A 23,860-nucleotide genomic window follows, 5' to 3' on the forward strand; every position below is an offset into this window, starting at 1 on the left:
TACCTCCCGGCGGTCAGCGGATCTGCATCCCGGAGATCGCCCGGGAGATGACCAGTCGCTGGATCTCCGAGGTGCCCTCGAAGATGGTGTAGATCTTGGCGTCGCGGTACCAGCGCTCGACCGGGTGGTCCCGCAGGAAACCGGCACCACCGAGCATCTGGACCGCCTTCTCGGTCACCGAGACGGCCACCTCGCCCGCCTTGAGCTTGGACATCGAGCCCTCACCGGCGGTGAACGGCCGGTTGTTGCGGCCCATCCAGGAGGCCCGCCACACCAGCAGGCGAGCGGCGTCGATCTCCATCCGCATGTCGGCCAGCGTGAACGCGACCGCCTGGTTGGTGATGATCGGACGACCGAACTGGACCCGCTCCTTCGCGTAGTCCAGGGCGTACTCGTAGGCGGCTCGGGCCACGCCGAGCGCCTGCGCGCCGACGGTGGGTCGGGACAGCTCGAACGTACGCATCGCGGCCTGCCCGGAGGCGCGCTGCCCGGAGCGGGCGCGGGCCAGGCGTTCGTCCAGCGCCTCCTTGCCGCCGAGCAGGCAGCGGCCCGGCACCCGGACGTCGTCGAGGAAGACGTCGGCGGTGTGCGAGGCGCGCAGGCCGAGCTTGCGCAGCTTGCGGGTGGCGTTGAGCCCCTGGGTGCCCGGCGGTACGACGAACGCGGCCTGTCCGCGCGAGCCCAGTTCGGGTTCGACCGAGGCGGTCACCACGTGCACCCCGGCGATCCCACCGTTGGTGGCGTACGCCTTCTGTCCGCGCAACACCCACTCGTCGGTGGCCTCGTCGTAGGTGGCCCGGGTACGCATGGCGGCGACGTCGGAGCCGGCCTCCGGCTCGGTGGTGCAGAAGGCGGCGACGGCCGGGGAGTCGGCGTCACCGAAGCACTGCGGCACCCATTCGACGAGTTGGTCCGGGGTGCCCGAGCCGTAGATGGCGGCGACCGCGAGGGAGGTGCCGAAGATGCTCAACCCGATGCCGGCGTCGCCCCAGAACAGTTCCTCGCTGGCGATCGGCAGGGACAGCCCGGTGGGGTCGGCCCAGCAGGTGGCGAGGAACTCGAAGCCGTAGAGCCCGACCTTCGCCGCCTCCTGGATGATCGGCCAGGGCGTCTCCTCACGGGTGTCCCACTCGGCCGCGGCCGGGCGCACGACCTCGCGGGCGAAGCCGTGCACCCAGTCACGCAGATCCCGCTGTTCCTCGTTCAGGTCGAGCGAGAACTCGACCATGTCAGGCCTTGGGGATGTCGAAGAGGTTCGCGATGTTGGCGGCCAGGCCCAGGTCACCCTTGGCCTTGAGCTTGCCGGTCATGAACATCATGACCGGGTTGGCGCTGCCGGAGACGATCTTCAGGAACTCGACCGGGCCCAGGGTCAGGCTCAGCCGGGGGTCGTGCTGCGGGGGCTGGTTGACCGTGCAGGTGCCGTCGGCGATGACCTCTTCGTAGGTGTCGTTGCCGCCGTCGGGAGCACCGGTGATGTTCCAGTGGATCACCGCGTTGGTGGAGCCGGCCCGGTCGGCGCGGAACAACTGCGGCATCCGCCCGAAGATCTCGTCGAGGATCTTGCCGCGCAGGTCGCCCGACATCACCTCGGCCAACTTGCTATCCGGAGTCTTCTTGACGAGCTGGGCGAACTCCTTCGGGCCGAGGTCGGCGAAGTTGGCCGGGTCGAAGTCAGTCATGGCAAAGCACCTCTCGGACAATGGCTACTCGTGCGTAACCCTACGCATGGGTAGGTATGCTCGCAAGGTGTCCACCGGTCCCGCCTTCAAGCGCCTCCCGCGTGCCGTACGGGAGCAACAGATGCTCGACTCCGCGGTGCGGGTCTTCTCCCGACGCGGCTACCACGGCGCCAGCATGGACGAGATCGCCGAGGTGGCCGGCATCTCCAAACCCATGGTGTACGCGTACCTGGGCACCAAGGAGGAACTCTTCGTCGCCTGCCTGCACCGGGAGAGCACCCGGATGATGGAGGCCATCGCCGGTGCCGCCGCCCCGGATCTACCCGCCGACGAGCGGCTCTGGCGTGCGTTGCGGGCGTTCTTCGGCTTCGTCGGCGCGCACCGGGACGGCTGGGCGGTGCTCTACCGGCAGGCCCGAGCCGAGCAGCCCTTCGCCCAGGAGTTGGCCGTGATGCGGGCCCGACTGGTGGAGGTGGTCGCCGGGATGCTCGACCACGCGCTGCGTGCCGAGGGGCACGAGGTGGCCGGCGGTGAACTGGAGCTCGTCGCGTACGCGTTGGTCGGTGCCAGCGAGTCACTGGCCGACTGGCTGGCCGCTCATCCGGAGGCCGACCCGGAGAAGACCGCCACCCGGATGATGAACGTCGCCTGGCTCGGCGCGGAGCAACTGCTGCACGGCGTCACCTGGCACCCGCCCGAGCGGTGACCACACCCGAGCCTCAGGGTCGGTTGGCGCGACGCCGCAGGTGGCGTGCCACCTGCAACAGCACGGTGACCACGATCGACAGGCCGATCCCGGTCAGGATCCCGTACAGCGGTTCGCGTTCGAAGGCGAGCCCGCCGAAGAGGCCGAGCAGCACGCAGTAGAGCGCCCACGTCGCGGCACCGACCAGGTCGTACAGCAGGAACGGGCGCAGCGGGTAGCGCACCGCGCCCATGGTCAGGGTGACCGCCGTCCGCCCGCCGGGCAGGAACCGGGCGGAGGTCAGGATGATGCCGCCGTGTCGGCACACCGCCCGTCGCGCCCACTGCGATCCGGCCCGACGTCGGCTGTCAGCCGGGGAGCGGTCGAGCGGCCGCGATCCGCCGCCTCGCCCGATGGCGTAGGAGGCATGGTCACCGAGCACCGCGCCGAGCGTGGTCGCCACGAGCACCATCACCAGGTTGGGCTCCCCTCCGGTGGCGAGGACGGTGACGGTGATGACCGCCGCCTCGGCCGGTACCAGCGGAAGGACCGCGTCGACCGCGGTGAGCCCGAGCAGCAGCAGATACACCCACGGTGAGGTGAGCGTGTGCCGGAGCAGGTCAAGGGCGGCCTCCATGGATCCATGCTCGCGGTCGGGCGGACACGTCGGGGCGGGACGGACGGATCGCCGCTAATGGGGTCTTACGCCTATTGCCCTGGTCGGTCGGGCCGCCGCACCGTCGGCTGGGTGCACGGAGTCGAGCAGGCCGCCGCGTACCCGCTTGTCCGGTGCCGTCGGCCCGTGGGAGGTGAGCACGACGGGCACGCCCAACGCCTGCGCCACGGCCGTGGGCCAGTCGGCGGGCGGTGCCGCGTCGTACACCGGTCTGGTCCGCAGTAGGCGGGCGGTGAGCGCGGCCTGCCGGTCAAGGTCTCCGGGTGGGCCCGGCAGCAGCGTGTCCAGATCGGTGTAGCGGCGGCAGATCCGCAGGTCGAGACCCTGGTCGACGAGATCGAGGTGGGTCAGCGCGAGGCCGTCGACCCCACCGGTGGCCGCCAGGGCGTACCCGTGGGCCACGGCGTCGAAGTGACCGAACCGGAAGCGGCCCTGCCACGGGTTCGTCGCGTTGTGCGGTTCGGCCAGCCCGAGCGTCGGGTCCTCGGTGACCAACGGTCCCGGGCCGTGTCGGGGGGTGACCGTCCGGAGCACGCCGAGCCGGGTCGCCGACCCCGCCAGACCGGCCTCGGCCAGCAGCCCTTCGGCGTTCGCGGTGGTGGTGGTGCTCCACGTCGTGTACGGGTGGAAGCCGTGCCACTCGTCCAGCAGCACCCCCTGCGCGCCCTCGAAGACGCACGTCCCGGCCCGCAGTTCCCCGGCGAGCCAACTCCGGTCGACGATCTCCACCCGTTCGGCGAAGGCCAGGTACGCGGGCAGGCAGTCGGCGACCGGCGGGGCGTCCAGCGGGCCGAGTTCGGCGCTGAGCCGGTCGCGTAGCGCGGTCAGCCGACGGCGCAACAGCTCCGGGTCGCGGCAGTCCGCCACCCGGGGCGCCTGGTCGGGGTGGGCGAGACCGTACGCGACGGCCTCGCCCACCCCCAGCCCGCAGGAACCGTGCCGGTCGGCTCCACGGGCCAGCTCCCGGGCCCGGTTCGCGGCCCGGTGGTACGGGGTGGCCAGCAGGGCCTCCCCGTCCACGGTCAACCGGTCGAACGCGTCGGGCACCCCGACGGTGGCGAGGTGGTCCGCCTCGACGGCCAGCGCCAGCGGGTCCACCACCACGTGCCGGGACAGGTGGCTCCGCACCCCGGGATGGAAGGTGCCGGCCCCGAACTGGGCGAACGTGTGGTGTCGGCCGTCGCGCAGCACGACGTTGTGTGCCGCCTGCGCACCCCCGTTGAACCGCACCACCGTCCGCACCGGCCGGGTGGCGCAGAGCCAGTCCACGACCGTGCCCTTGCCCGCGTCGCCGTACCCGAGGTCGACCACGATCACGTGCCGCGGGGCCACCCGTACGCCGTTCACAGCCGGATGACTCCGCGACCGCTGGTCCGGTTGGCGGGCAGCCTCGACACCTCGGTCCGGGACCGTCCGGTCAACCGGGCGAGTGCCTTCGAGACGGTGCCGGTGGCGGCCGAACCGGCCCGGTCCAGGTCCCGCAGACCCTGGTCGAGGTCGATGGCCTGCTCGCCGAGACCGATGGTGAGCGCGATGGTCTCGCAGACCGCGTCCAGGTCGTCCAGTTCCAGCGCCTGCTGGCCGAGCAGGTCGCGCCAGAAGTCGAGCACCTTGCGGTTGCCCGAGTAGTGGCTGCCGCTGGGCAGCAGGTAGTAGGTGTCCCACCGGCGGGTGACCTCGTCGACGATCCGCCGCAACGGCACGTCCTCGCGCAGGTCGTCGTCGATGAGCCGGGCCACCTCGCCGGACTTCACCTTCGGGTACGCCAACTCGTCGCCGATGACGAAGAGGTAGCCGCGCCGGCCGCGCTTCTCCCAGCTGTCGGTGACCGTGTGCCGAGCCATGAAGTAGAGCGCCAACTCGTACGACTCCTGCATCTGGCCGCCACCGCCGCCCTCCAACACGATCCGGCCGAGGTCGTCGTCCATCCGGTTGTCGGATTCGAACTGCCCCACCTGCAACGGCACCCGGTCACAGGTGGCGTCGCCGATCGCGCCGAACATGATCTGCGGGTCGCGGGCGTACCCCTGTCGGAGCAGCAGCCCCAGCAGCTGCGGCAGCTTGGCCTGGAGAACGCGGGGTACGTGCCCCATCGAGCCGGTCACGTCGAAGAGGACCGCGACGGGGGTGGCGTGCGGGTGTTCCGCGCTGTCCCGGCTCTCCCGCACCACGCCGCGCGGATCCAGCGCGGGGTGCACCACCCGGGCTCCGCTGTCGCTGTAGGAGAAGGCACTGGTGCCGGTGGCCCGGCGGTACCGGTCGGCGGCGTCGTACACATCGGTGGACCATGCTCCGCTGCCCATGGCAGCCTCCTTAGGGGTTGAGGGTGAAGGGTCGGAAGGTGCGCGGTCCGTAGAGCCGGTGCAGCACCTCGTCGAGTTCGCGCAGCAGCAGCCAGGCGTCGTCGGGGCGGAACCGCAGGAACCGCTGCCGACAGCCCTGGGCGAAGTCGAGCAGTTGACGCGGCGCGCGGCGGCTCATCAGCCAGGTCATGCAGCGGGTGGCCATGAAGATGTCGGTGCCCGGCCCGGCCGGGCCACGGTCGAGGACCTCCTGCGGATACCAGGTGTCGTGATCGGGCACCATCGCCGGCACGGTGTCGCCGGGCTCGGTGGAGAAGCACCAGTCGACCAGCACCAGGCCGTGGGCGTCGGGGTCGATGAGCACGTGCGACGGCAGCACCGCACCGTGCACCAGGCCCGCCCGGTGTGCCAGGCCGAGGGCGACCAGCAGCCGTCGCCACATCCACGCCACGTCACGGGCGTCGAGCCCTTCCGGGTACGCCTGTTTCACCTCGACCAGGCTGTGCAGACCGGGCGCGGTGCCGAGCACGGTGACCCGTCGCTCCGCCCCGGTGTCGGCGTCGCGGTGGGTGAAGGTGTCGACCAGCCGGGGCACATACGGCAGCCAGCGCGGGTCCGCCCGCTCGGCGAGCGTGCGCAGGGCACGTTGCTCGCGGGCCATCAGGTCGTTGTCGGCCGCGTCCCGGGGCAGCTTGAGCAGCCGGTCCGCGCCGACGTCGTACAGGTCGGCGAGATCACCGGAGTACGCGGGCCGAGTGCACCGGTAACCGCGCAGCACGGTCACCCGCCGGGCCCGCCAGCGGGTGGTGACCCGGTGGAACGCGTCGATCGCGGCGGCTCGGATCCCCGGACCCACCCAACCCAGCCGGTCGGGGTGCAGGGCGACGACGAGTTCCCGGTAGCGCCGCTCCGGCGCGTCGACGCCGAACAGCTCGTCGTCGTCGCGGGCGGTGGTGACCAGGCGGATCGCCTCGTCGGTGGTCATCGCACCGCCTCCTCCCGCGCCGGGCGCAGCAGCGCGGGGTGCAGCAGCCGGGCGTCCCCGGCGCGGTAGAGCCGGGACCGGGGGCCGCCCCGGCTGCCGCCGCGCTCGGTGCTGGCGCCGGTGCTCTCCACGAACCCCGGCACCGAGAGCACCTTGCGGTGGAAGTTGCCGGCGTGCAGCTGATCCCCCCAGACCGTCTCGTAGACCGCCCGCAGCTCGGCGATGGTGAACTCGGGTGCGAGGAACCGGGTGGCCAGCGGGGTGTACTCCAGCTTGGAACGGGCCCGCTCCAGCCCGTCGGTGACGATCTGGCCGTGGTCGAAGGCGAGTTGGCGGTTGTCCAGCTCGGTGACCGGCACCCAGGTCGCCTCGGCGGCGTCGGTGCCGGCCGTCGCGTCCGGCAGGTCGGGAGCGAAGGCGAGGTGGGCGACCGAGACGACCCGCATCCGGGGGTCACGGTCGGGCGCACCGTAGGAGGCCAGTTGCTCGACGTGGACGCGGCGCAGTGGCTCGCCGTCGAGACCGGTCTCCTCGGCCAGCTCCCGCCGGGCGGCTGCGGACAGGTCCTCGTCCGGCCGGACGAATCCGCCGGGGAGCGCCCAGCGCCCGGCGTACGGCTGCTCGCCGCGCCGGATCAGCAGCAGGTGCAGAACGCCGTCGCGAATGGTCAGGGCGACGACGTCGACGGTGACCGCGACCGACGGGTAGGCACCCGGGTCGTAGGCGGCGAGGAACTCCTGCTCGTTCACGTTCAATCACTCTCATTCGGAGAACATCTCAAGCTGAGAAGAACCTAGCCCAAAAGAGAGGGCCGGGCAAGTGCCCGGCCCCGCTCACCTGATGGTGCCCACCAGATGTGGGCGACCACGCCGGTCATGCAGGTGGAAATCCCAGCCGGGTGGGGCCGCCGTGGCGCTGAAAGCCACCGTGCTGGGCAGCGGCACCGGCAGCTTGAACGCCACGTCCACCGTGTAGCTGTCCGGCAGGCGGCTCTCCAACGCCGCGAGACACCGCGCCTTGCTCCACATGCCGTGGGCGATGGGCCGGGGAAAACCGAGCAGCCGGGCCCCCAGCCGTGAGGTGTGGATCGGGTTGTGGTCGCCGGAGACCCTCGCGTAGTCCGTACCCACCCGGGGCGTGACCTGCCAGCGGGCGGTGACGGCCGGTGGCGCGGGGCGGTCGGCCGGGTCGCGCCGCTCACCGCCGCCAGAGGTGCGCTCCCGCCCGAGGTACGTCGAGACGCCGCGCCACACCTCCTCGCCGTCGATCGACCCGACGAGTACGACGTCCACCTGCCGACCCCGGTCGTGTGGGCGCAGGTTCTCCGCCCAGGTGGTGAAGTCCAGCCGGTCGGTGACGGTGACCGGCCGACGCACTGTGATCCGGTTGCCGACGTGCACCACCCCGGTCAGCGGGATCGGGAACTCCGGCATGGTGATCAGGCGCAACGCCAACGGAAAGCCCATGACGTGGGGGAAGGTGGCGGGCAGCCGGTCGGCCAGCCGGAACCCGCAGACCCGGTCGTAGTCGGCCAGCCGCTCCGGATCCACCGCCACCGCGCCCACGGCCAACTCGACCGCCGGCACCCCGACAGCACGTCGGCCACGCACCCCGGGCAGCGCGTTCAGCAGCGCACGACGGTACAACGGACCGGCCGCTGGCAGCCTCGGCAGCTCCACCCGGGCCCGCTCGGCCGGCTCCTGAAGCCGGGCGGCGTTCAACATCTCGGGTGTCAGGGGCTCGGTCGGACCGTCGATCAGCTCGCCGACCGACAGGTCGTCGGCCGGTTCCTCGCCGTTCCTGCGTCCGGCCATCACGCCCCCAGCAGGCTCTGGCCGCAGACCCGGACCACGTTGCCGCTGACCGCGCCGGACGCCGGCCAGGCCAGCCAACCGATGGTCTCCGCGACGTCCACCGGCAGCCCGCCCTGCGCGAGGCTGTTCATCCGGCGTCCGGCCTCCCGCAGCATCAACGGGATCCGGGCGGTCAGCCGGGTCTCGATGAATCCGGGCGCGACCGCGTTGACGCTGATCTGCCGCTCCCGCAGCGCCGGGGCGAGCGATTCGACCAGCCCGATGACCCCGGCCTTACTGGTGGCGTAGTTGGTCTGGCCCCGGTTGCCGGCGATCCCGGCGATCGAGGAGACACCGATGAGCCGTCCACCCGCCGGGATCAGCCCCCGCTCCAGCAGCAGGTCGTTGATCCGCTCCTGGCTGGACAGGTTGACGTCGATGACCTGGTCCCACCGGTCGGCGTCCATCCGGCCGAGGGTCTTGTCCCGGGTGATGCCGGCGTTGTGCACCACCACGTCCACCCGGCCGTGCCGACTGGCCAGGTGCTCGGCGAGGCGGCTCGGCGCGTCGGCGGCGGTCAGGTCGAGCTGGATGGCGCTGCCGCCGATCTCGTTGGCCACCGCGGCCAGCTCGTCCCCGGCGGCCGGGATGTCCAGCGCCAGCACCGTCGCGCCGTCGCGGGCCAGCACCCGGGCCAACGCCGCGCCGATGCCCCGGGCGGCGCCGGTGACCAGCACCACCTGCCCGTCCAGCGGGCGTTCCCAGTCGGCCGGTGCGGTGGCCTGGCCGGCACCGACCCGGATCACCTGCCCCGATACGTACGCGGAGCGACCGGACAGCAGGAACCGCAGGGTCGCCTCCAGGCTGGTCCAGGTGCCCGCGTCCGCCTCCCGGGTGACGTACACCAGCTGCGCGGTGATGCCCCGGCCGAACTCCTTGCCGATGCTGCGGGTCAGCCCCTCCAACGCCCGCTGGGCGGTCGCCTCACGCGGCGTGCCGCACTCCGCCGGTGGCGTGCCCAGCACGATCACCCGGCCGCTGGGCTGCACGGCCCGAGCCTGCGGGTGGAAGAAGTCGTACAGCTGACGCAGCTGGGTCGAGTCGGTGATGCCGGTAGCGTCGAAGACGAGGGCGGCGCTCTCCGGCGTACGACCGGTGGCCGGATCGGGCACGGCGGTGGCCGGATCGCGCAGGGCGAGCCCGGCGGCGGCCAGCGCCTTTCCGACCGGCTCGGTGAGCCGCCCGCCCTCGGCGGCACCGAGCAGGACCAGCCCGGGCAGGATCGGCTCGCCGGGCGTGTGCCGGCGCAGTCGCGGCGGATCGGGCAGCCCGAGGCGCTTGACCAGCGCCCGCCCGGCACCCGTCTGGACGAAGCTCGCATACCTGTCGGTCATAGGCGTAGCCTACTGGCGAGTAAGAGAGACTGGCAGCAGGGCGGCGGACCACCTCCCGCCCATCCTGATGCCAACCAGGTGAAACTGCGGGCGAGACTTCGAGGAGACGGATCGTGCAGAACGTTCGACGGGTCGCGGTCATCGGCGGCAACCGGATCCCCTTCGCCCGCTCCAACTCGCGTTACGCCAGCGCCTCCAACGCCGACATGCTCGGCGCGGCACTGGACGGGCTGATCGCCCGGTTCGGCCTGGCCGGGCAGCGGGTCGGCGAGGTCGTCGCCGGGGCCGTGCTCAAGCACTCGAAGGACTTCAACCTGACCCGTGAGGTGGTGCTCGGCTCGAAGCTCGACCCGCGTACCCCGGCGTACGACATCCAGCAGGCCTGCGGCACCGGCCTGGAGGCGGTCATCCTCGTCGCCAACAAGATCGCCCTCGGGCAGCTCGACGTCGGCATCGCCGGTGGCGTCGACACCACCTCCGACGCGCCGCTCGCCGTCAACGAGGACATGCGTCGCACGCTGCTCAAGCTCAACTCCGCGCGGACCCTCGGCGAGCGGCTGAAGATCGCCGCGAAGCTGCGCCCGGCCCAGCCGTTCAAGCCGGAGATCCCTCGTAACGCCGAGCCGCGAACCGGCCTCTCCATGGGTGAGCACGCCGCACAGACCGCGCTGCGCTGGAACATCGACCGGCAGGCCCAGGACGAACTGGCACTGCGGTCGCACCAGCGGCTCGCCGCCGCGTACGACCGGGGATTCTTCGACGACCTGATGACCCCCTACCTGGGGCTGACCCGCGACCAGAACCTCCGGCCCGACACCACCCTGGAGAAGTTGGGCGCGCTGCGGCCGGTCTTCGGTGCCAAGGGACCGGACGCCGAACGGGCCACCATGACCGCCGGCAACTCGTCACCGTTGACCGACGGCGCCTCCACCGTGCTGCTGGCCAGCGAGGAGTGGGCGCGGGAGCACAACCTGCCGGTGTCGGCCTGGTTCTCCTGGTCGGAGACGGGCGCGGTGGACTTCGTGCACGGCGACGAGGGTCTGCTGATGGCACCCGCGTACGCGGTGCCCCGGCTGCTCACCCGGGCCGGGCTCACCCTCCAGGACTTCGACTACTACGAGATCCACGAGGCGTTCGCCTCCCAGGTGCTGGCGACCCTGGCCGCCTGGGAGTCACCGGAGTTCTGCAAGGAGCGGCTCGGCCTGGACGCCCCGCTCGGTGCCATCGACACCGACAAGCTCAACGTGAACGGTTCCTCGCTGGCCGCCGGTCACCCGTTCGCGGCCACCGGCGGTCGGATCGTCGCCACCCTGGCCAAGCTGCTCGCCACCAAGGGCAGCGGACGCGGCCTCATCTCCATCTGCGCCGCCGGTGGCCAGGGCGTCACCGCCATCCTGGAACGCTGACCACCAGCCGTAAACCTTTTCCCGCCGGTGCACCGCTTCCCCTTCCGGCCGGCGGGTAGCTCTGCGGAAGCGGTGGCAGGGGCTTGTTCACGCTCCGTCATGCGGCCGGGGTCTGCTGTCTTCGCTTCGCGTCCTTTGCTCTGCTTCAACATGCGCACAACGCATTGAGCAGTAGCGCGACTCCGGGTCCTTAATGATCTAGGAACCTCCGGTGTGCACGAACCCCTGGGAGGTTCCGACATGAAATTTGTCGGCAAAGCGGGCATATGGGTTGGCGAGTGGACTCGTTCGTCAGCGACCACAAGCTATATTTCCAGGTCGGAAACCGCTGCACCCGCTCTCCGGAGCGGGTGAGGATCGCAACAGCTTGGAGCGAGATCCTGTCGGTAACGCAGCTCGTGGCTGCACCCGCTCTCCGGAGCGGGTGAGGATCGCAACACCACGTCACCCACTTGGAACGGCAGTGCCCGGATCAGCTGCACCCGCTCTCCGGAGCGGGTGAGGATCGCAACGAGTCGCTCTACGCGCGCAAACCCGCCGCTATGCGACGGGGCTGCACCCGCTCTCCGGAGCGGGCGAGGATCGCAACAACGAGACGGTCCTGACCCCGGCGATGGAGGCGCCCTGGCGCGGAACCCACGATGTGCCCGGCCGTGGGCGCGTACGGAAGAATGTGCCCGTGACGACGATCCCGAACGTGCTCGCCCACCGGTACGCCTCGCCCGAGCTGGTCGCCCTCTGGTCGCCGGAGGAGAAGGTACGCCTGGAACGCCGGCTCTGGCTGGCTGTGCTCCGGGCCCAGCGTGACCTCGGGGTGCCGGTGCCGGACGGGGTGGTCGAGGCGTACGAGCGGGTGCTCGACGAGGTGGACCTGGCCTCGATCGCGCAGCGGGAGCGGGTCACCCGGCACGACGTGAAGGCCCGGATCGAGGAGTTCAGCGCGCTCGCCGGGCACGAGCACGTGCACAAGGGGATGACCTCCCGGGACCTCACCGAGAACGTCGAGCAGCTCCAGGTGCGCCGCTCGTTGGAGCTGATCCGGGACCGGGTGGTGGCGACGCTGGCCCGGCTGGCCGGGCACGCCCACGAGTACGCCGACGTGGTGATGGCCGGGCGGTCGCACAACGTGGCGGCGCAGGCCACCACGCTGGGCAAGCGCTTCGCGTCGGTCGCCGAGGAGCTGATGATCGCGTACGAGCGGTTGGAGGACCTGATCGCCCGGTACCCACTGCGGGGCATCAAGGGGCCGGTGGGTACCGCCGCCGACCAACTCGACCTGTTCGACGGTGACGCGGACAAGGTCGCCGAGTTGGAGCGTCGGATCGCCGAGCACCTGGGCTTCAGTCGGGTGCTGAGCAGCGTCGGGCAGGTTTACCCCCGGTCGCTCGACTTCGACGTGCTCGCCGCGTTGGCGCAGACCGCCGCGGCACCGTCGTCGCTGGCCACCACGATCCGGTTGATGGTCGGTCAGGAGCTGGCGACCGAAGGGTTCAAGCCGGGCCAGGTCGGCTCCAGCGCGATGCCGCACAAGATGAACACCCGCTCGTCCGAGCGGGTCAACGGCTTCGCGGTGATCATCCGGGGCTACCTGTCGATGGTCGGCGAGCTGGCCGGTGACCAGTGGAACGAGGGGGACGTCTCGTGCTCGGTGGTGCGCCGGGTGGCCCTGCCGGACGCCTTCTTCGCCGCCGACGGGCTGTTCCAGACGTTCCTTACCGTGCTGGACGAGTTCGGCGCGTACCCGGCGGTGATCAACCGGGAGTTGGAGCGGTTCCTACCGTTCCTGGCCACCACGAAGATCCTGGTGGCAGCCGTCCGTCGGGGGGTGGGCCGGGAAACCGCCCACGAGGCGATCAAGGAGCACGCGGTCGCGGTGGCGCTGGCCATGCGCGAGAAGGGCACCCCCGACAACGACCTCTTCGACCGCCTCGCCGCCGACACCCGCCTCAACCTCACCCGCGCCGAGATCGACGCCCTGGTCGCCGACCGGGCCGCCTTCGTCGGCGCCGCCCCCGCCCAGATCCAGGCAGTCACCGCGAGAATCGCCAAGATCGTCCAGTCCCACCCCCACGCCGCCACCTACTCCCCACCCCCCATCCTCTAACCCCACCCCACCCCCATTGCCGCGTTGATCAAGAAGTTTTGGTCGCGCTACGCCGGGTGAGAAGGCGAAAACTTCTTGATCAACACGGCAATGGGGGTGGTGGTGGGGGGTTAGTCGCGGGTGGGGGTTTCGGCGGCGGTGGAGAGGTTGGGCGCGCTCGCCGGTTCGGCGATGGCGCCGGGTTCCTCGGCGAAGGCCGGGTCCTGGGCGGTTTCCGCGGCCACCAGGGGCTGGTCGGGAGGCATGACGTCGGGCACTTTGGGCACCACGATCACGGCGGTGCCGTAGGCGCAGATCTCCATCCACATCTCGCCGCAGTCGCGGCTGTCGAACCGCATCCCCACCACGGCGTTCGCGCCGAGCCGCCGGGCCTCCTCGCCGAGGCGGGCGACCGAGTCGGTACGCCAGCGGGTGAGGTTGTCCGGCGCCATCGGGTCGTACGCGCCACCGCGCAGGTTCTTCACCCCTTCGCGGTACGGATTGCGCGTCCTGGCCATGGAGGAGACCACCTCGCCGAGGATCTGGCGGATCTCATAGCCGGGAAGTAGATCCGTCGTCACGACCAGCACGTTTCCGATGCTGGCAGGCGTGGCTGCGACACAACGTGAGCCCTGTTCACCTGCCCGGATGATGAAAAACCGCGCGGCGCGGACGGCAGGCGCAGTGCCCACCATCCGCGCCGCCGGGGGGCGCTAACCGTCAGACGCCGGAAACGGAGCGGATCCAGGCACGGTTGTACGCGACGCTGCCGTAGTTCTGGATGCTCTGGCCGTCGGCGGTGGAGGCCACCCCGACCTGCTGGCCGTTGTAGAACTGCGGGCCGCCCGAGTCGCCGCGCCACGCGTTGCCGTTGATCCGGGTGCTCCGGATCGCCTGCCCGCCGTACGCGTCGGTCACGCTCGTGCTGGTGACCCGGACGCTCGCGGTCTTGAGCTGGGTCGACGCCGAGCAGCCGCTGTAGCAGGTCATGCCCCAGCCGTAGATCGAGTTCGTCGAGTTGATCGGCGGGTTGCTGGAGGCCAGCGTGACGTAGCTGGTGCTCACCGAGCTGGACAGCCGCATCAGCGCCAGGTCGTACCGGCTGTAGGTGGCGCTGACCGTGCGGGTGACGCCGCCGGAGGAGCGGTTGACGCTGCCGACCCGTACCGACATCGTGCCGCCGAGGCAGTGCCGCGCGGTGAGCACCCACTGCGACGCGATGATCGTGCCGGAGCAGGTGAACGAGCCGTTGCTGAAGACCGCGGCGGCCCACGGCGCGGAGGAGACGGTGCCGCCGCCGATGATGTAGGGGGTGACGGGCGAGGCGACGGCGCCGGAGCTGGCGCCGAGCACGCCGGCCATGGCGGTGGCGAAGACCGCGATCAGGGATCTGATGCGCATCGGAGGGCTCCTTCGGGGTGCACATGACCCGGGTTCGCCGGGCCGACCTGTGGCGGCGGACGGGGGTTATCCGCCACCCGGGACGTCGCTAAATCGACATCTGACGATGTACCGTAGGGCCCGGTAGGGTGTTTCACAAGAGGTTCATTGGAACAACTCGATGTAACAGTTGGATTTCCCGTGGCCGGTCGGACGCGCGACCGGTGGCGCGCCCCGCTGCGCTGGTCGTGAACCGGGCCGACCGGGGTCGGCCGGCAACAAAGCCGTATCGAGATCGCAACGAACCTGTATCGGTGGCGTTCGGCCCGAACAGGTAGGGTCGAGCGGCACTCCGGCGGCGTCCGGCCGGTGCGGCTGGCGCGGCATCTGCCAGGTAGGCTGGCTGCGCTCGCCCGTTGTGGGTCGGCACCCAACTGCGTACACAGTCAGGAGTGCCCAGTGCCTCGCGTCGTCGTCGACGTCATGCTCAAGCCCGAGATCCTCGATCCTCAGGGCCAGGCCGTCGCAAACGCGCTGCCCCGGCTCGGCGTCAACGACGTCGCCTCGGTACGGATCGGCAGGCGGATCGAGATCGACTTCACCGGTGAACCGGACCTGGACCGGGCCCGGGAGATCGCCGACAAGCTGCTCGCGAACCCGGTCATCGAGGACTTCACGGTCCGCCTGGTCGAGGCCGACGAGCCCGTGGAAGCCCGGCCGTGACCGCCCGGATCGGTGTGGTGACGTTCCCCGGTTCGCTGGACGACGGGGACGCGGCCCGAGCCGTACGGATCGCCGGTGCCGAACCGGTCCGCCTCTGGCACGGTGAGCCGGAGTTGCACGGGGTGGACGCGGTCGTCCTGCCCGGTGGCTTCTCCTACGGCGACTACCTGCGTTGCGGTGCCATCGCCCGGTTCGCGCCGGTGATGGAGAAGGTGGTCGACGCCGCCGGTGCGGGTATGCCCGTGCTGGGCATCTGCAACGGCTTCCAGATCCTCTGCGAGGCCCACCTGCTGCCCGGGGCGCTCACCCGCAACCAGCACCTGCACTTCCGTAACCGCGATCAGATCCTGCGCATCGAGGCGACCGGCACCGCCTGGACGAACGCGTTCCAGCCGGGTCAGGAGGTGCTGATCCCGGTCAAGAACGGCGAGGGTTGCTACGTCGCCGACCCGGCCACGCTGGACGCGCTTGAGGCCGAGGGTCGGGTCGTCGCGCGCTACGTCGGCGGCAACCCCAACGGGTCGCAGCGGGACATCGCCGCGATCACCAACCAGGCCGGCAACGTGGTCGGCATCATGCCGCATCCCGAGCACGCGGTGGAGGCGCTCACCGGCCCCTCCCTCGACGGCATCGGCTTCTTCACCTCGGTGCTCAAGCACCTGGTGGGGGCCCCGGCGTGACCGTCCGCGGCGGGATCATCGGTCGGCTCACCCGCCCGTCGGGCGGCGAGCGCAACAAGGAGACGTCATGACCACGCATCCGGACCCGGTACGGGAGGACCCGGAGGCGGTCCCGGCGCAGTCGCAGGCGGCTGCCGTTCCGTCGGCCGCCCCGGCCCGGCACGCCGCCGTCGCGGAGGCCACCGACTGGGCCGATGGGACAGACACCGTGCCCCGTGCCGCCAGCACCCCGGAAGAACTCCAGCCGTACGCCGAACTGGGGCTCCGCGACGACGAGTACGACCGCATCCGGCAGATCCTGGGCCGCCGGCCGACCCAGTCCGAGCTGGCGATGTACTCGATCATGTGGAGCGAGCACTGCTCCTACAAGTCCAGCAAGGTGCACCTGCGGCAGTTCGGCGAGAAGGCGCCACCGAGCGACCGGCTGCTCGCCGGCATCGGCGAGAACGCCGGTGTCGTACGGATCTCCGACGAACTCGCCGTGACCTTCAAGGTCGAGTCGCACAACCACCCGAGCTTCGTCGAGCCGTACCAGGGTGCGGCGACCGGTGTCGGCGGCATCGTCCGCGACATCCTCGCCATGGGCGCGCGTCCGGTGGCGGTGATGGACCCGCTGCGCTTCGGTGCCGCCGACCACCCCGACACCGCCCGGGTGCTGCCCGGTGTGGTCGCCGGTGTCGGTGGTTACGGCAACTGCCTCGGCCTGCCCAACATCGGTGGTGAGGTGGTCTTCGACCCCTGCTACCAGGGCAACCCGCTGGTCAACGCGCTCTGCCTCGGCGTGCTGCCGGTCGAGCGGCTCCAGAAGAAGGACGCCACCGGCCCCGGCAACGTGGTGGTGCTGATGGGCGCCAAGACCGGCCGGGACGGCATCGGCGGCGTGTCGGTGCTCGCCAGCGCGACCTTCACCGAGGGCAGCGAGAAGCGCCGCCCGTCGGTGCAGGTGGGCGACCCGTTCATGGAGAAGCTGCTGATCGAGGCATGCCTGGAGCTGTACGACGCCGAGCTGGTCGTCGGCATCCAGGACCTCGGTGGCGCCGGTCTGACCTGCGCCCTGACCGAGACGGCGGCCTCCGCCGGCACCGGCATGCGGGTGTGGCTGGAGCGGGTACCGCTGCGCGAGCCCTCGATGGAGCCGCACGAGATCCTGGCCAGCGAGTCCCAGGAGCGGATGCTGCTGGTCGTCGCGCCGGAGAAGCTGGAGGCGGTGCTCAAGACGGCCGAGAAGTGGGGCGTCTGGGCCACCGCGATCGGCGAGGTGACCGCCCCGGAGCCGGACGGTGCGCCGGGTCGGCTGCGCATCACCTGGCGGGACCACCTGGTGGTGGACGTACCGCCGGGCTCGCTGGTGGACGACGGGCCGGTCTACGCCCGTCCGATGCGCGAGCCGGCGGACCTGATCCTGCTCCAGGCCGACCGGGCGGAGACGCTGCCCCGGCCGAACGACCCGGACACGCTGCGCGAGACCGTGCTGCGCATGATCGCGTCACCCAACCTCTGCGACAAGACCTGGGTGACCGAGCAGTACGACCGCTACGTGCTGGGCAACACCGTGCTCGCCCAGCCGGAGGACTCGGGCGTGATCCGCATCGACGAGCGCACCGGGCTGGGCGTGGCGCTGTCGGTGGACGGCAACGGCCGGTACGCCCGGCTCGACCCGTACCAGGGCGCCAAGCTGGCGCTGGCCGAGGCGTACCGGAACGTGGCGGTCACCGGCGCGACCCCGATCGCGGTCACCGACTGCCTGAACTTCGGCTCGCCGGAGGACCCGGGCGTGATGTGGCAGTTCGCCGAGGCCGTACGCGGCCTGGCCGACGGCTGCGCCGAACTGGGCATCCCGGTGACCGGCGGCAACGTCAGCTTCTACAACCAGACCGGGGCGGCGGCCATCCACCCGACGCCGGTCGTCGGTGTGCTCGGCGTGCTGGACAACGTGGCCGACCGGGTGGCGTCCGGCTTCGTGCCGCGTCCCGGCGGCGACCACGATCAGATCTTCCTGCTCGGCGAGACGCACGTGGAACTCTCCGGCTCGGAGTGGGCCTGGGTGACCCACCAGCACCTCGGTGGGGTACCCCCGCAGGTCGACCTGGCGCGGGAGAAGCAACTCGCCGGTCTGCTGGCCGACGCCGCCCGGGTCGGGCACCTCAGCTCCGCGCACGACCTCTCCGACGGCGGTCTCGCCCAGAGCCTGGTGGAGTCCTGCCTGCGGCACGGCGTCGGGGCCCGGATCGCGGTGCCGGAGCGTTTCGAGGGCACCTCGATGCCGTTCGTGTTCCTGTTCAGCGAGTCCGCCGGTCGGGTGCTCGTCTCGGTGCCACGCGGCCACGAGAAGGCGTTCACCGCGCTCTGCGGTGAGCACGGCGTGCCGTGGGAGCTGATCGGCGTCACCGACCCGACGGGCGGTGCGCTGGAGGTGCACGGTCAGTTCCGGATCGGCCTGGACGAGTTGCGCGAGGCGCACACCGGCACGCTGCCGGCCCTCTTCGGCGGCGTGCAGCCGTTCGAGGTGACCGCACCGGCGGAGGTCGAGGACGTCGTCGACGTGCCGACCACCGACCTGGACGCCGACTCGCCGACCGACAGTGCCGTCGAGCCGACCGGCTTCGCCGTCGAGTCGACCGGACTGGCACCGACCGACGAGCCAGCCACCGACGACGAGCAGGCCGTCGACGGCGAGCAGGCCGAGTCGGCCCCGGAGACGACCGAGCAGACGCCGGACCGGTCGGCTGGTCGGGCCGTCCCGCCGGTGCGTACCGAACGTGTCGAGTCGGCCGAGACCGCGGACCCGGCGCCGCCGGTCAGCTCCGCCGGGGTGGAGGCTCCGCAGCAGGGTGACACCGAGCAGCCCGACGAGCGCTGAGGCGTTGGCCGCGGCCGTGTTCGCCCAACCCGGATCGGGCGTCCGGTTCGACTGAGGGCTGGCGGGCGCGGCCGAACTCAGCCGGGTCTGCGTGGCACTGGTGGTGGTGGACGTGTTGTCGTTCACCACCACCGTCGAGGTCGCGGTGGGGCGGGGCATGCGCGTACACCCCTTTCCCTGGGGTGAGCAGGCCGCCGCCTACGCGCGTCGAGTCGGTGCGGTGGCCGCGACCGGCCGCCGACAGGTCACCCGCGAACACCCGTGGTCGCTGTCGCCGGCCGCGCTGAGCCAGGCACCTGTGGTGCGTGACCTGGTGCTGCCGTCGCCCAACGGGTCGGCCATCAGCGCCGCCGCCAGCGCCACCGGGCTACCGGTGGTCGCGGCCAACCTGCGCAACGCCCGCGCCGTCGGGCGTTGGCTGATCGACCAGGGGTACGGCTCGACGACCGCCCCGATCGGCGTGGTGGCCGCCGGTGAGCGGTGGGCGGACGGCTCGTTGCGCCCGTCGGTGGAGGACCAGCTCGGTGCGGCCAGCGTGCTCGACGCCCTCTCCGGTGCACCCGGTGGTCTCTCCGTGGAGGCGGCCGTGGCACTGGCCGCGCTGGCCAGCATTCCGGACGTACCGGCGGCGATCCGTGGCTGTGTCTCCGGTCGGGAGCTGATCGAGGGCGGCTTCGCCGAGGACGTCGAGATCGCGGTACGCCTCGACGCCTCCACCGTCGTTCCGCTGCTCCGTCAGGGCGTCTTCACCGCAGCCTGACCACTGCTGTCCACAGCCGACTGTCGCGCCCGGCGCGATGTGCGGCAGCGGGCGTTCACCCACTGCCGCCTTGCGTCCGACTAGTCGTCCAGCCAGTCCAGGCGACGACCGCTGCGGTCCTGGGGTGCGGCGTCGGGCCGAGCATGGCCGGCCTGTGCCGGGTCGCCGTATCCGCCGCCCTGGCCGTAGCCACCCTGGTCGTAGCCACCGTCGTAGCCGCGCTGGCGTGGCGGCTCCTGGCCGTAGCCGCCTCCGGCCGGGTCGGTTCCGTAACCGCCCTGGTCGTAGCCACCATGTCCGGGCGCGTCCTGGCCGTACCCGCCGGCCGGGCCGCCGTACCCGCCCTGACCGTACGAGCTGTCGTAGCTGGTGTTGTCGTAGCCGCCGCGCTGATGCCCGGACTCCTGGCCGTATCCGCCGCCCGGTGCCGCGCCGTAGCCACCGCCGGACTGAGCCGGAGGGTAGCCGTGGTTCGGGTCGGCCTGTCCGTAGCCGCCGCCCGGCTCACCATCGCCGTAGCCGCGGGTCGGTTCGCTCTGGCCGTAGCCGGCCGGCTCGCCTTGGCCGTAGCCCCGGGTCGGATCACTCTGGCCGTAGCCGGCCTCACCTCGCCCGTATCCGCCCGGCTCGCCCTGGCCGTAGCCCGGCGCGGCCTCCGGCTGGTACATGCCGGTGGCGTACGGGTCGGCGGGAGCCGGGTAGGTGGTCTCCTCGCCCTTGTAGCGGCCGGTCGGCTCGTCGTACCGGTCGCCGTAGCCGGCGGCTCCACCGGCCGGGGGGTAGTCCGGGCCGGCGTTGCCGGCGCCGTAGTCGCGGCTGCCGTAGCCACCGCCGGACGACGGGCCGGTTCCGTACCCGCTGCCGGAGGACGGAGCGTTGCCGTAGCCGCCACCCGACGAGGGGGCGTTGCCGTAGCCGGATGCGCCGTAACCGCCCGGCTCGTCGCCGTAGCCGCCACCAGCACCGGACCAGCCGCCCGGCCCACTCGCGGCACCGTAGGGCTGCGGCGGTGCGCCGTACGGGTCCGGCGGCACGTCGTCCACGACCGGCTGGTGCATCATCGTCGGCGCGTTTGCCAGTCCGGGGCCGCCGACCATTGTCGGGTCCGGCGCGGCGCCCACCCGGTTCACCACCCTGGTCTGGTCGTCCGCACCGGCGAAGGAGCCGCGGGCCGCCGGGACCGCGCCGGCCGGAGCACCGGCGGGAACATCACCGTCGGGCTCGCCGTCCTCGTTCTCCTTGCGCTTCATCCAGAGCAGCACGATCGTGCCGACACCGACGGCCACGAACAGGCCGCCCAGCAGAATGAGCAGCCAGTTGCCGAAGCCGCCGGAGTCCTCGTTGGAGGCCGGGGCCTGGGCGGCGGCGCTCTCGGCGGGGGTTTCCTCCTCGCCGAGTTCCTCCTCGAACGGATCCTCGGTCGGCACCGCCGACTCGCTCGCCGACGGGCTGGCGCTCGGGCTCTCCGAGGCGGCCGCGATCGGGAGGGTGATCCGTCGTCCGGTGATGCTCTGCCCGGCGTTGGCGGTGAAGCTCACGAGTCCCGTCTGGTTGTTCGCGCTCGCGCCGATGTCGATCCGCCCGGGCGCGATCGGGTTGTCGCTGCTGCCGGTGAATCGGAAGTTGCCGTCGCCGTTGGTGCTGGTGTCCCGTTGCTTGCCGGCGCTGTCCTTGAGCAGGACGTACGCCCCCGCAACCGCCTCACCGGCCTGGTTGACGACCTTGCCGGAGATCGACCGCACCGTCTGCGGTGCCTGCGTCGTCGGCGGTGGCGGCGGGGCTGCCGCGCCGACCAGGGTGACATTCGTGCTCCGGCTCTGTTCGCCGGTGGCGTCCACGGCCTTGACCGTGATCGTGGCCTGCCCGTCGGCCGCGTCCCCCGCCAGCTGGAAGGTCGCCTGGAAGTTGCCGTTCTCGTTCAGGCCACCCTGGCTGCATCCGTCGACGCAGGTGAGCTTGGGGTTGTTGGAGCTCACCGTGACGTCGGCGGGATTATCGTCTGTGACGCGGATCGAGTAGCGAACGACTGTGGTCTTACCGGCCTCGACCCTGCTCGGGGAGGCGGACACGTTGTTCACGCTGGGGGCGGCGATGGCGGGTGTGGCTGGGACGGCGAGCAGGGCGCTGATCGTCAGCGCCACGACCACACCGGCCCGCTTGTGCCAGGCTCGTCGGTGTGTTGACACGTCCACCGCCTTCCGGACTGACCTCCCCTGACCCGGCGGTTGTCGGGCGGGAACATCACGGTACGAATACGCCGTCGGCAACTATGCCTTGTCTGGCTGGATCGGCGCGACCCAGGGCCAGCGTGACGGCCAGAGCGGTCACGCCGTATCGTCCCGTCGTGTCCTCTCCGTACATTAAGTCCGCCTCGATCTCGGCGGCGCTGTCGGCGTTCGATGAGGGGCGTACGCCCGAACGGACGGTGCTCCGCGCGGCGGTCAGGGCCATGTTGACCCTCCTCGCGGACCGTGTGCCCGGCCGATCGGTGGAGGTGCGTGTCCCACCTTACGGTGCAGTTCAGTGCGTTCCGGGGCCGCGACACACCCGCGGTACTCCGGCGAACACGGTGGAGATGGATCCGGAAACCTGGCTCAGGTTGGCGACGGGGCGACTCGATTGGGCGCGGGCGGTCACGGAGGGTCGCGTCAAGGCGAGCGGTACGCGTGCGGACCTGTCCGGGTATCTGCCGCTCGAACTGGAGTGACAGGTGAGACTGGATGACACAAAGCGGTGACAGTGTGACTGTATGTGGCGACATGGATTCGCGTACACTGTCAGGCGACGACAGTGTGGTCCCGGCCGAGGAGTGCGGAACAACCCCGTGGGTCCGTCAGGCCAGTCCAGACCAGCAAGAGGGAGCGGCAGGTGCCCCGAGGCGACGGCCGGCTGAGCCACGACCTTGATCCCCAACGACCCGGTCCCCAGGACGCCTGCGGTGTCTTCGGCGTCTGGGCCCCCGGGGAGGAGGTCGCCAACCTGACCTACTTCGGTCTCTACGCCTTGCAGCACCGAGGTCAGGAGGCGGCCGGCATCGCGGTCAGCGACGGCTCCGGCGTGGTGGTCTACAAGGACCTCGGCCTGGTGGCCCAGGTGTTCGACGAGCCGACCTTGGCCAGCCTGCGCGGGCATGTCGCCATCGGGCACACGCGTTACTCCACGACCGGCGCCTCGACCTGGGAGAACGCCCAGCCGACCATCCGGGCGACCACGTCGGGCACGACGATCGCGCTGGCCCACAACGGAAACCTGGTCAACACCACCGAGTTGCAGCGTGAGGTGGCCGAGCGTGGGCTGAGCTCCGACGGGTCCACCAACGACACCTCACTCGTCACCACGTTGCTGGCCAGCCGGCCCGATCTGTCGGTCGAGGCCGCCGCGCTGGAGGTCCTGCCGCGACTGCGCGGCGCGTTCAGCTTCGTCTTCATGGACGAGTCGACCCTCTACGCCGCCCGTGACTCGCATGGCGTACGCCCGCTGGTGCTCGGCCGGCTGGAGCGCGGCTGGGTGGTGGCCAGTGAGACGGCGGCGTTGGACATCGTCGGCGCCAGCGTGGTCCGCGAGGTCGAGCCGGGTGAGCTGATCGCGATCGACGCGGAAGGGCTGAGGTCCAGCCGGTTCGGGGCCCCTGAGCCCAAGGGCTGCCTCTTCGAATACGTCTACATCGCGCGGCCGGACGCCACCATCGCCGGTCGCAACGTGCACGCCGCCCGGATGCAGATCGGGCGTCAACTGGCCAAGGAGCACCCGGTCGACGCCGACCTGGTGATCCCGGTGCCCGAATCGGGCACGCCGGCAGCTATCGGCTACGCCGAGGAGTCCGGCATCACCTACGGCGCCGGCCTGATGAAGAACCCGTACGTCGGGCGTACCTTCATCCAGCCGTCGCAGACCCTGCGTCAGCTCGGCATCCGGCTCAAGCTCAACCCGCTGCGGGAGAACGTACGGGGCAAGCGCCTGGTGGTGGTCGACGACTCCATCGTCCGTGGCAACACCCAGCGGGCGATCGTTCGGATGCTGCGCGAGGCGGGTGCGGTGGAGGTGCACGTACGCATCTCCTCGCCACCGGTCTCCTGGCCCTGCTTCTACGGCATCGACTTCGCCACCCGTGCCGAACTGCTCGCCAACGGCCTCGACAACGACGGCATCCGGCGCTCCATCGGGGCGGACACGCTGGGCTACGTCTCGCTGCCCGGTCTGATCGCCGCGACCGAGCAGCCGAAGACCCGGCTCTGCCGGGCCTGTTTCGACGGGGAGTATCCGATCGAGCTGCCCGTCGGCAACTCGATCGGCAAGCACGTGCTCGAAGGAATCGGCCGCCGGGTCGCCAACGGTACGGCCGACGACATCGAACCGGCCGAGCAACTCGTCCCGCCACTCGACAGCAGTTTCGGCGACCTCACACCGTCGGCGACCACACACCGCCCGTAGCACCACCCGGCTGCGGCGT

General features: G+C 71.2%; 22 protein-coding genes and 1 CRISPR repeat array. Of the genes, 9 read left to right on the forward strand and 13 right to left on the reverse strand.

All coding sequences use genetic code 11. The annotated features are described in order from the left end of the window. Nucleotides 1-13 precede the first annotated feature (13 nt). Both FF096_RS11145 and FF096_RS11150 read right to left on the reverse strand, forming a co-directional pair. Nucleotides 14-1,228, reverse strand: coding sequence for an acyl-CoA dehydrogenase family protein (locus FF096_RS11145; protein WP_155217158.1), 1,215 nt, complete (start codon nt 1,226-1,228; stop codon nt 14-16). A 1-nt stretch (nt 1,229) separates the two neighbouring features. Then, nucleotides 1,230-1,682, reverse strand: a complete 453-nt coding sequence (locus FF096_RS11150) for an SCP2 sterol-binding domain-containing protein (protein WP_155217160.1) — start codon at nt 1,680-1,682, stop codon at nt 1,230-1,232. A 67-nt stretch (nt 1,683-1,749) separates the two neighbouring features. Here FF096_RS11150 and FF096_RS11155 point away from each other — a divergent pair, with 67 nt between their 5' ends. Continuing rightward, nucleotides 1,750-2,388, forward strand: a complete 639-nt coding sequence (locus FF096_RS11155) for a TetR/AcrR family transcriptional regulator (protein ID WP_309223078.1) — start codon at nt 1,750-1,752, stop codon at nt 2,386-2,388. Between the two features lie 13 nt (nt 2,389-2,401). Here FF096_RS11155 and FF096_RS11160 read toward each other — a convergent pair whose 3' ends face one another. From FF096_RS11160 to FF096_RS11190, 7 genes are all read right to left on the reverse strand, one after another. Next, entirely contained in the window at nt 2,402-3,004 is a 603-nt protein-coding gene (locus tag FF096_RS11160) for a DedA family protein (protein WP_155217164.1), read from the reverse strand. A gap of 54 nt (nt 3,005-3,058) precedes the next feature. Further along, on the reverse strand, nt 3,059-4,390 hold the full coding sequence (locus FF096_RS11165; protein WP_309223079.1) for an adenylosuccinate synthetase: 1,332 nt from the start codon (nt 4,388-4,390) through the stop codon (nt 3,059-3,061). Next, the gene (locus FF096_RS11170) at nt 4,387-5,346 is read right to left on the reverse strand and encodes a hypothetical protein (protein ID WP_155217166.1); all 960 of its coding nucleotides are present in this window, start codon (nt 5,344-5,346) and stop codon (nt 4,387-4,389) included. The genes FF096_RS11165 and FF096_RS11170 overlap by 4 nt, the downstream gene beginning before the upstream one ends. A gap of 10 nt (nt 5,347-5,356) precedes the next feature. Further along, on the reverse strand, nt 5,357-6,331 hold the full coding sequence (locus FF096_RS11175) for a serine/threonine protein kinase (protein ID WP_155217168.1): 975 nt from the start codon (nt 6,329-6,331) through the stop codon (nt 5,357-5,359). Continuing rightward, nucleotides 6,328-7,086, reverse strand: coding sequence for an NUDIX domain-containing protein (locus tag FF096_RS11180; RefSeq protein ID WP_155217170.1), 759 nt, complete (start codon nt 7,084-7,086; stop codon nt 6,328-6,330). Before FF096_RS11180 ends, FF096_RS11175 begins: the two co-directional genes overlap by 4 nt. A 78-nt stretch (nt 7,087-7,164) precedes the next feature. After that, nucleotides 7,165-8,055 (reverse strand): MaoC/PaaZ C-terminal domain-containing protein, encoded by an 891-nt coding sequence (locus tag FF096_RS11185; protein WP_230462536.1) that lies wholly within the window; start codon nt 8,053-8,055, stop codon nt 7,165-7,167. An 89-nt stretch (nt 8,056-8,144) separates the two neighbouring features. Next, nucleotides 8,145-9,518 (reverse strand): 3-oxoacyl-ACP reductase, encoded by a 1,374-nt coding sequence (locus FF096_RS11190; RefSeq protein ID WP_155217174.1) that lies wholly within the window; start codon nt 9,516-9,518, stop codon nt 8,145-8,147. Between the two features lie 113 nt (nt 9,519-9,631). Between FF096_RS11190 and FF096_RS11195 the strand changes: the two genes are divergently transcribed. Continuing rightward, nucleotides 9,632-10,924, forward strand: coding sequence for an acetyl-CoA C-acetyltransferase (locus FF096_RS11195; RefSeq protein WP_309223080.1), 1,293 nt, complete (start codon nt 9,632-9,634; stop codon nt 10,922-10,924). Between the two features lie 327 nt (nt 10,925-11,251). Next, nucleotides 11,252-11,514: a CRISPR direct-repeat array (repeat unit 37 nt; unit sequence GCTGCACCCGCTCTCCGGAGCGGGTGAGGATCGCAAC). An 89-nt stretch (nt 11,515-11,603) separates the two neighbouring features. Continuing rightward, nucleotides 11,604-13,028, forward strand: coding sequence for an adenylosuccinate lyase (gene purB / locus FF096_RS11200; RefSeq protein WP_309223081.1), 1,425 nt, complete (start codon nt 11,604-11,606; stop codon nt 13,026-13,028). Between the two features lie 110 nt (nt 13,029-13,138). Here purB and FF096_RS11205 read toward each other — a convergent pair whose 3' ends face one another. Next, nucleotides 13,139-13,702: a YbjQ family protein gene (locus FF096_RS11205; RefSeq protein WP_155217178.1), complete on the reverse strand. Its 564-nt coding sequence runs from the start codon at nt 13,700-13,702 to the stop codon at nt 13,139-13,141. A gap of 25 nt (nt 13,703-13,727) precedes the next feature. Continuing rightward, nucleotides 13,728-14,408 (reverse strand): DUF1986 domain-containing protein, encoded by a 681-nt coding sequence (locus FF096_RS11210; protein WP_155217180.1) that lies wholly within the window; start codon nt 14,406-14,408, stop codon nt 13,728-13,730. A 438-nt stretch (nt 14,409-14,846) separates the two neighbouring features. On the opposite strand from FF096_RS11210, the gene purS reads away from it, so the two are divergent. The 4 genes from purS to FF096_RS11230 all read left to right on the forward strand — a co-directional run bounded on the left by purS (nt 14,847) and on the right by FF096_RS11230 (nt 19,410). Beyond that, the gene (purS, locus tag FF096_RS11215; RefSeq protein ID WP_309223082.1) at nt 14,847-15,110 is read left to right on the forward strand and encodes a phosphoribosylformylglycinamidine synthase subunit PurS; all 264 of its coding nucleotides are present in this window, start codon (nt 14,847-14,849) and stop codon (nt 15,108-15,110) included. After that, nucleotides 15,107-15,790: a phosphoribosylformylglycinamidine synthase subunit PurQ gene (gene purQ / locus FF096_RS11220; RefSeq protein ID WP_309223083.1), complete on the forward strand. Its 684-nt coding sequence runs from the start codon at nt 15,107-15,109 to the stop codon at nt 15,788-15,790. The genes purS and purQ overlap by 4 nt, the downstream gene beginning before the upstream one ends. A gap of 67 nt (nt 15,791-15,857) precedes the next feature. Continuing rightward, nucleotides 15,858-18,650, forward strand: coding sequence for a phosphoribosylformylglycinamidine synthase subunit PurL (gene purL / locus FF096_RS11225; RefSeq protein ID WP_230462517.1), 2,793 nt, complete (start codon nt 15,858-15,860; stop codon nt 18,648-18,650). A 58-nt stretch (nt 18,651-18,708) separates the two neighbouring features. Beyond that, nucleotides 18,709-19,410 carry a 2-phosphosulfolactate phosphatase gene (locus FF096_RS11230; RefSeq protein WP_155217182.1) on the forward strand — a complete coding sequence of 234 codons (702 nt, stop codon included), beginning with the start codon at nt 18,709-18,711 and terminating at the stop codon, nt 19,408-19,410. A gap of 80 nt (nt 19,411-19,490) precedes the next feature. Here FF096_RS11230 and FF096_RS11235 read toward each other — a convergent pair whose 3' ends face one another. Both FF096_RS11235 and FF096_RS26615 read right to left on the reverse strand, forming a co-directional pair. Further along, nucleotides 19,491-21,596: a carboxypeptidase-like regulatory domain-containing protein gene (locus tag FF096_RS11235; RefSeq protein WP_309223084.1), complete on the reverse strand. Its 2,106-nt coding sequence runs from the start codon at nt 21,594-21,596 to the stop codon at nt 19,491-19,493. A gap of 55 nt (nt 21,597-21,651) precedes the next feature. Beyond that, nucleotides 21,652-21,861 carry a hypothetical protein gene (locus tag FF096_RS26615; RefSeq protein WP_230462568.1) on the reverse strand — a complete coding sequence of 70 codons (210 nt, stop codon included), beginning with the start codon at nt 21,859-21,861 and terminating at the stop codon, nt 21,652-21,654. Here FF096_RS26615 and FF096_RS11240 point away from each other — a divergent pair. After that, nucleotides 21,785-22,117, forward strand: a complete 333-nt coding sequence (locus FF096_RS11240; protein WP_309223184.1) for a sterol carrier family protein — start codon at nt 21,785-21,787, stop codon at nt 22,115-22,117. The two genes, FF096_RS26615 and FF096_RS11240, sit on opposite strands and share 77 nt — an antisense overlap. A 161-nt stretch (nt 22,118-22,278) precedes the next feature. Continuing rightward, nucleotides 22,279-23,841, forward strand: a complete 1,563-nt coding sequence (purF, locus tag FF096_RS11245; RefSeq protein WP_309223085.1) for an amidophosphoribosyltransferase — start codon at nt 22,279-22,281, stop codon at nt 23,839-23,841. Nucleotides 23,842-23,860: the final 19 nt, after the last annotated feature.

Origin of the sequence: Micromonospora sp. CP22 (assembly GCF_009712475.1) — a bacterium.
Taxonomy (GTDB): domain Bacteria; phylum Actinomycetota; class Actinomycetes; order Mycobacteriales; family Micromonosporaceae; genus Micromonospora.

Excerpts from the sequence above, each read along its gene's own strand:
- FF096_RS11150 (WP_155217160.1), bottom strand. The coding sequence starts at position 1,682 with ATGACTGACTTCGACCCGGCCAACTTCGCCGACCTCGGCCCGAAGGAG.
- FF096_RS11145 (WP_155217158.1), bottom strand. The coding sequence starts at position 1,228 with ATGGTCGAGTTCTCGCTCGACCTGAACGAGGAACAGCGGGATCTGCGT.
- FF096_RS11185 (WP_230462536.1), bottom strand. The coding sequence starts at position 8,055 with ATGTTGAACGCCGCCCGGCTTCAGGAGCCGGCCGAGCGGGCCCGGGTG.
- FF096_RS11160 (WP_155217164.1), bottom strand. The coding sequence starts at position 3,004 with ATGGAGGCCGCCCTTGACCTGCTCCGGCACACGCTCACCTCACCGTGG.
- FF096_RS26615 (WP_230462568.1), bottom strand. The coding sequence starts at position 21,861 with ATGGCCCTGACCGCCGCGCGGAGCACCGTCCGTTCGGGCGTACGCCCC.
- FF096_RS11210 (WP_155217180.1), bottom strand. The coding sequence starts at position 14,408 with ATGCGCATCAGATCCCTGATCGCGGTCTTCGCCACCGCCATGGCCGGC.
- FF096_RS11175 (WP_155217168.1), bottom strand. The coding sequence starts at position 6,331 with ATGACCACCGACGAGGCGATCCGCCTGGTCACCACCGCCCGCGACGAC.
- FF096_RS11205 (WP_155217178.1), bottom strand. The coding sequence starts at position 13,702 with ATGGTGGGCACTGCGCCTGCCGTCCGCGCCGCGCGGTTTTTCATCATC.
- FF096_RS11190 (WP_155217174.1), bottom strand. The coding sequence starts at position 9,518 with ATGACCGACAGGTATGCGAGCTTCGTCCAGACGGGTGCCGGGCGGGCG.
- FF096_RS11170 (WP_155217166.1), bottom strand. The coding sequence starts at position 5,346 with ATGGGCAGCGGAGCATGGTCCACCGATGTGTACGACGCCGCCGACCGG.
- purL (WP_230462517.1), top strand. The coding sequence starts at position 15,858 with ATGACCACGCATCCGGACCCGGTACGGGAGGACCCGGAGGCGGTCCCG.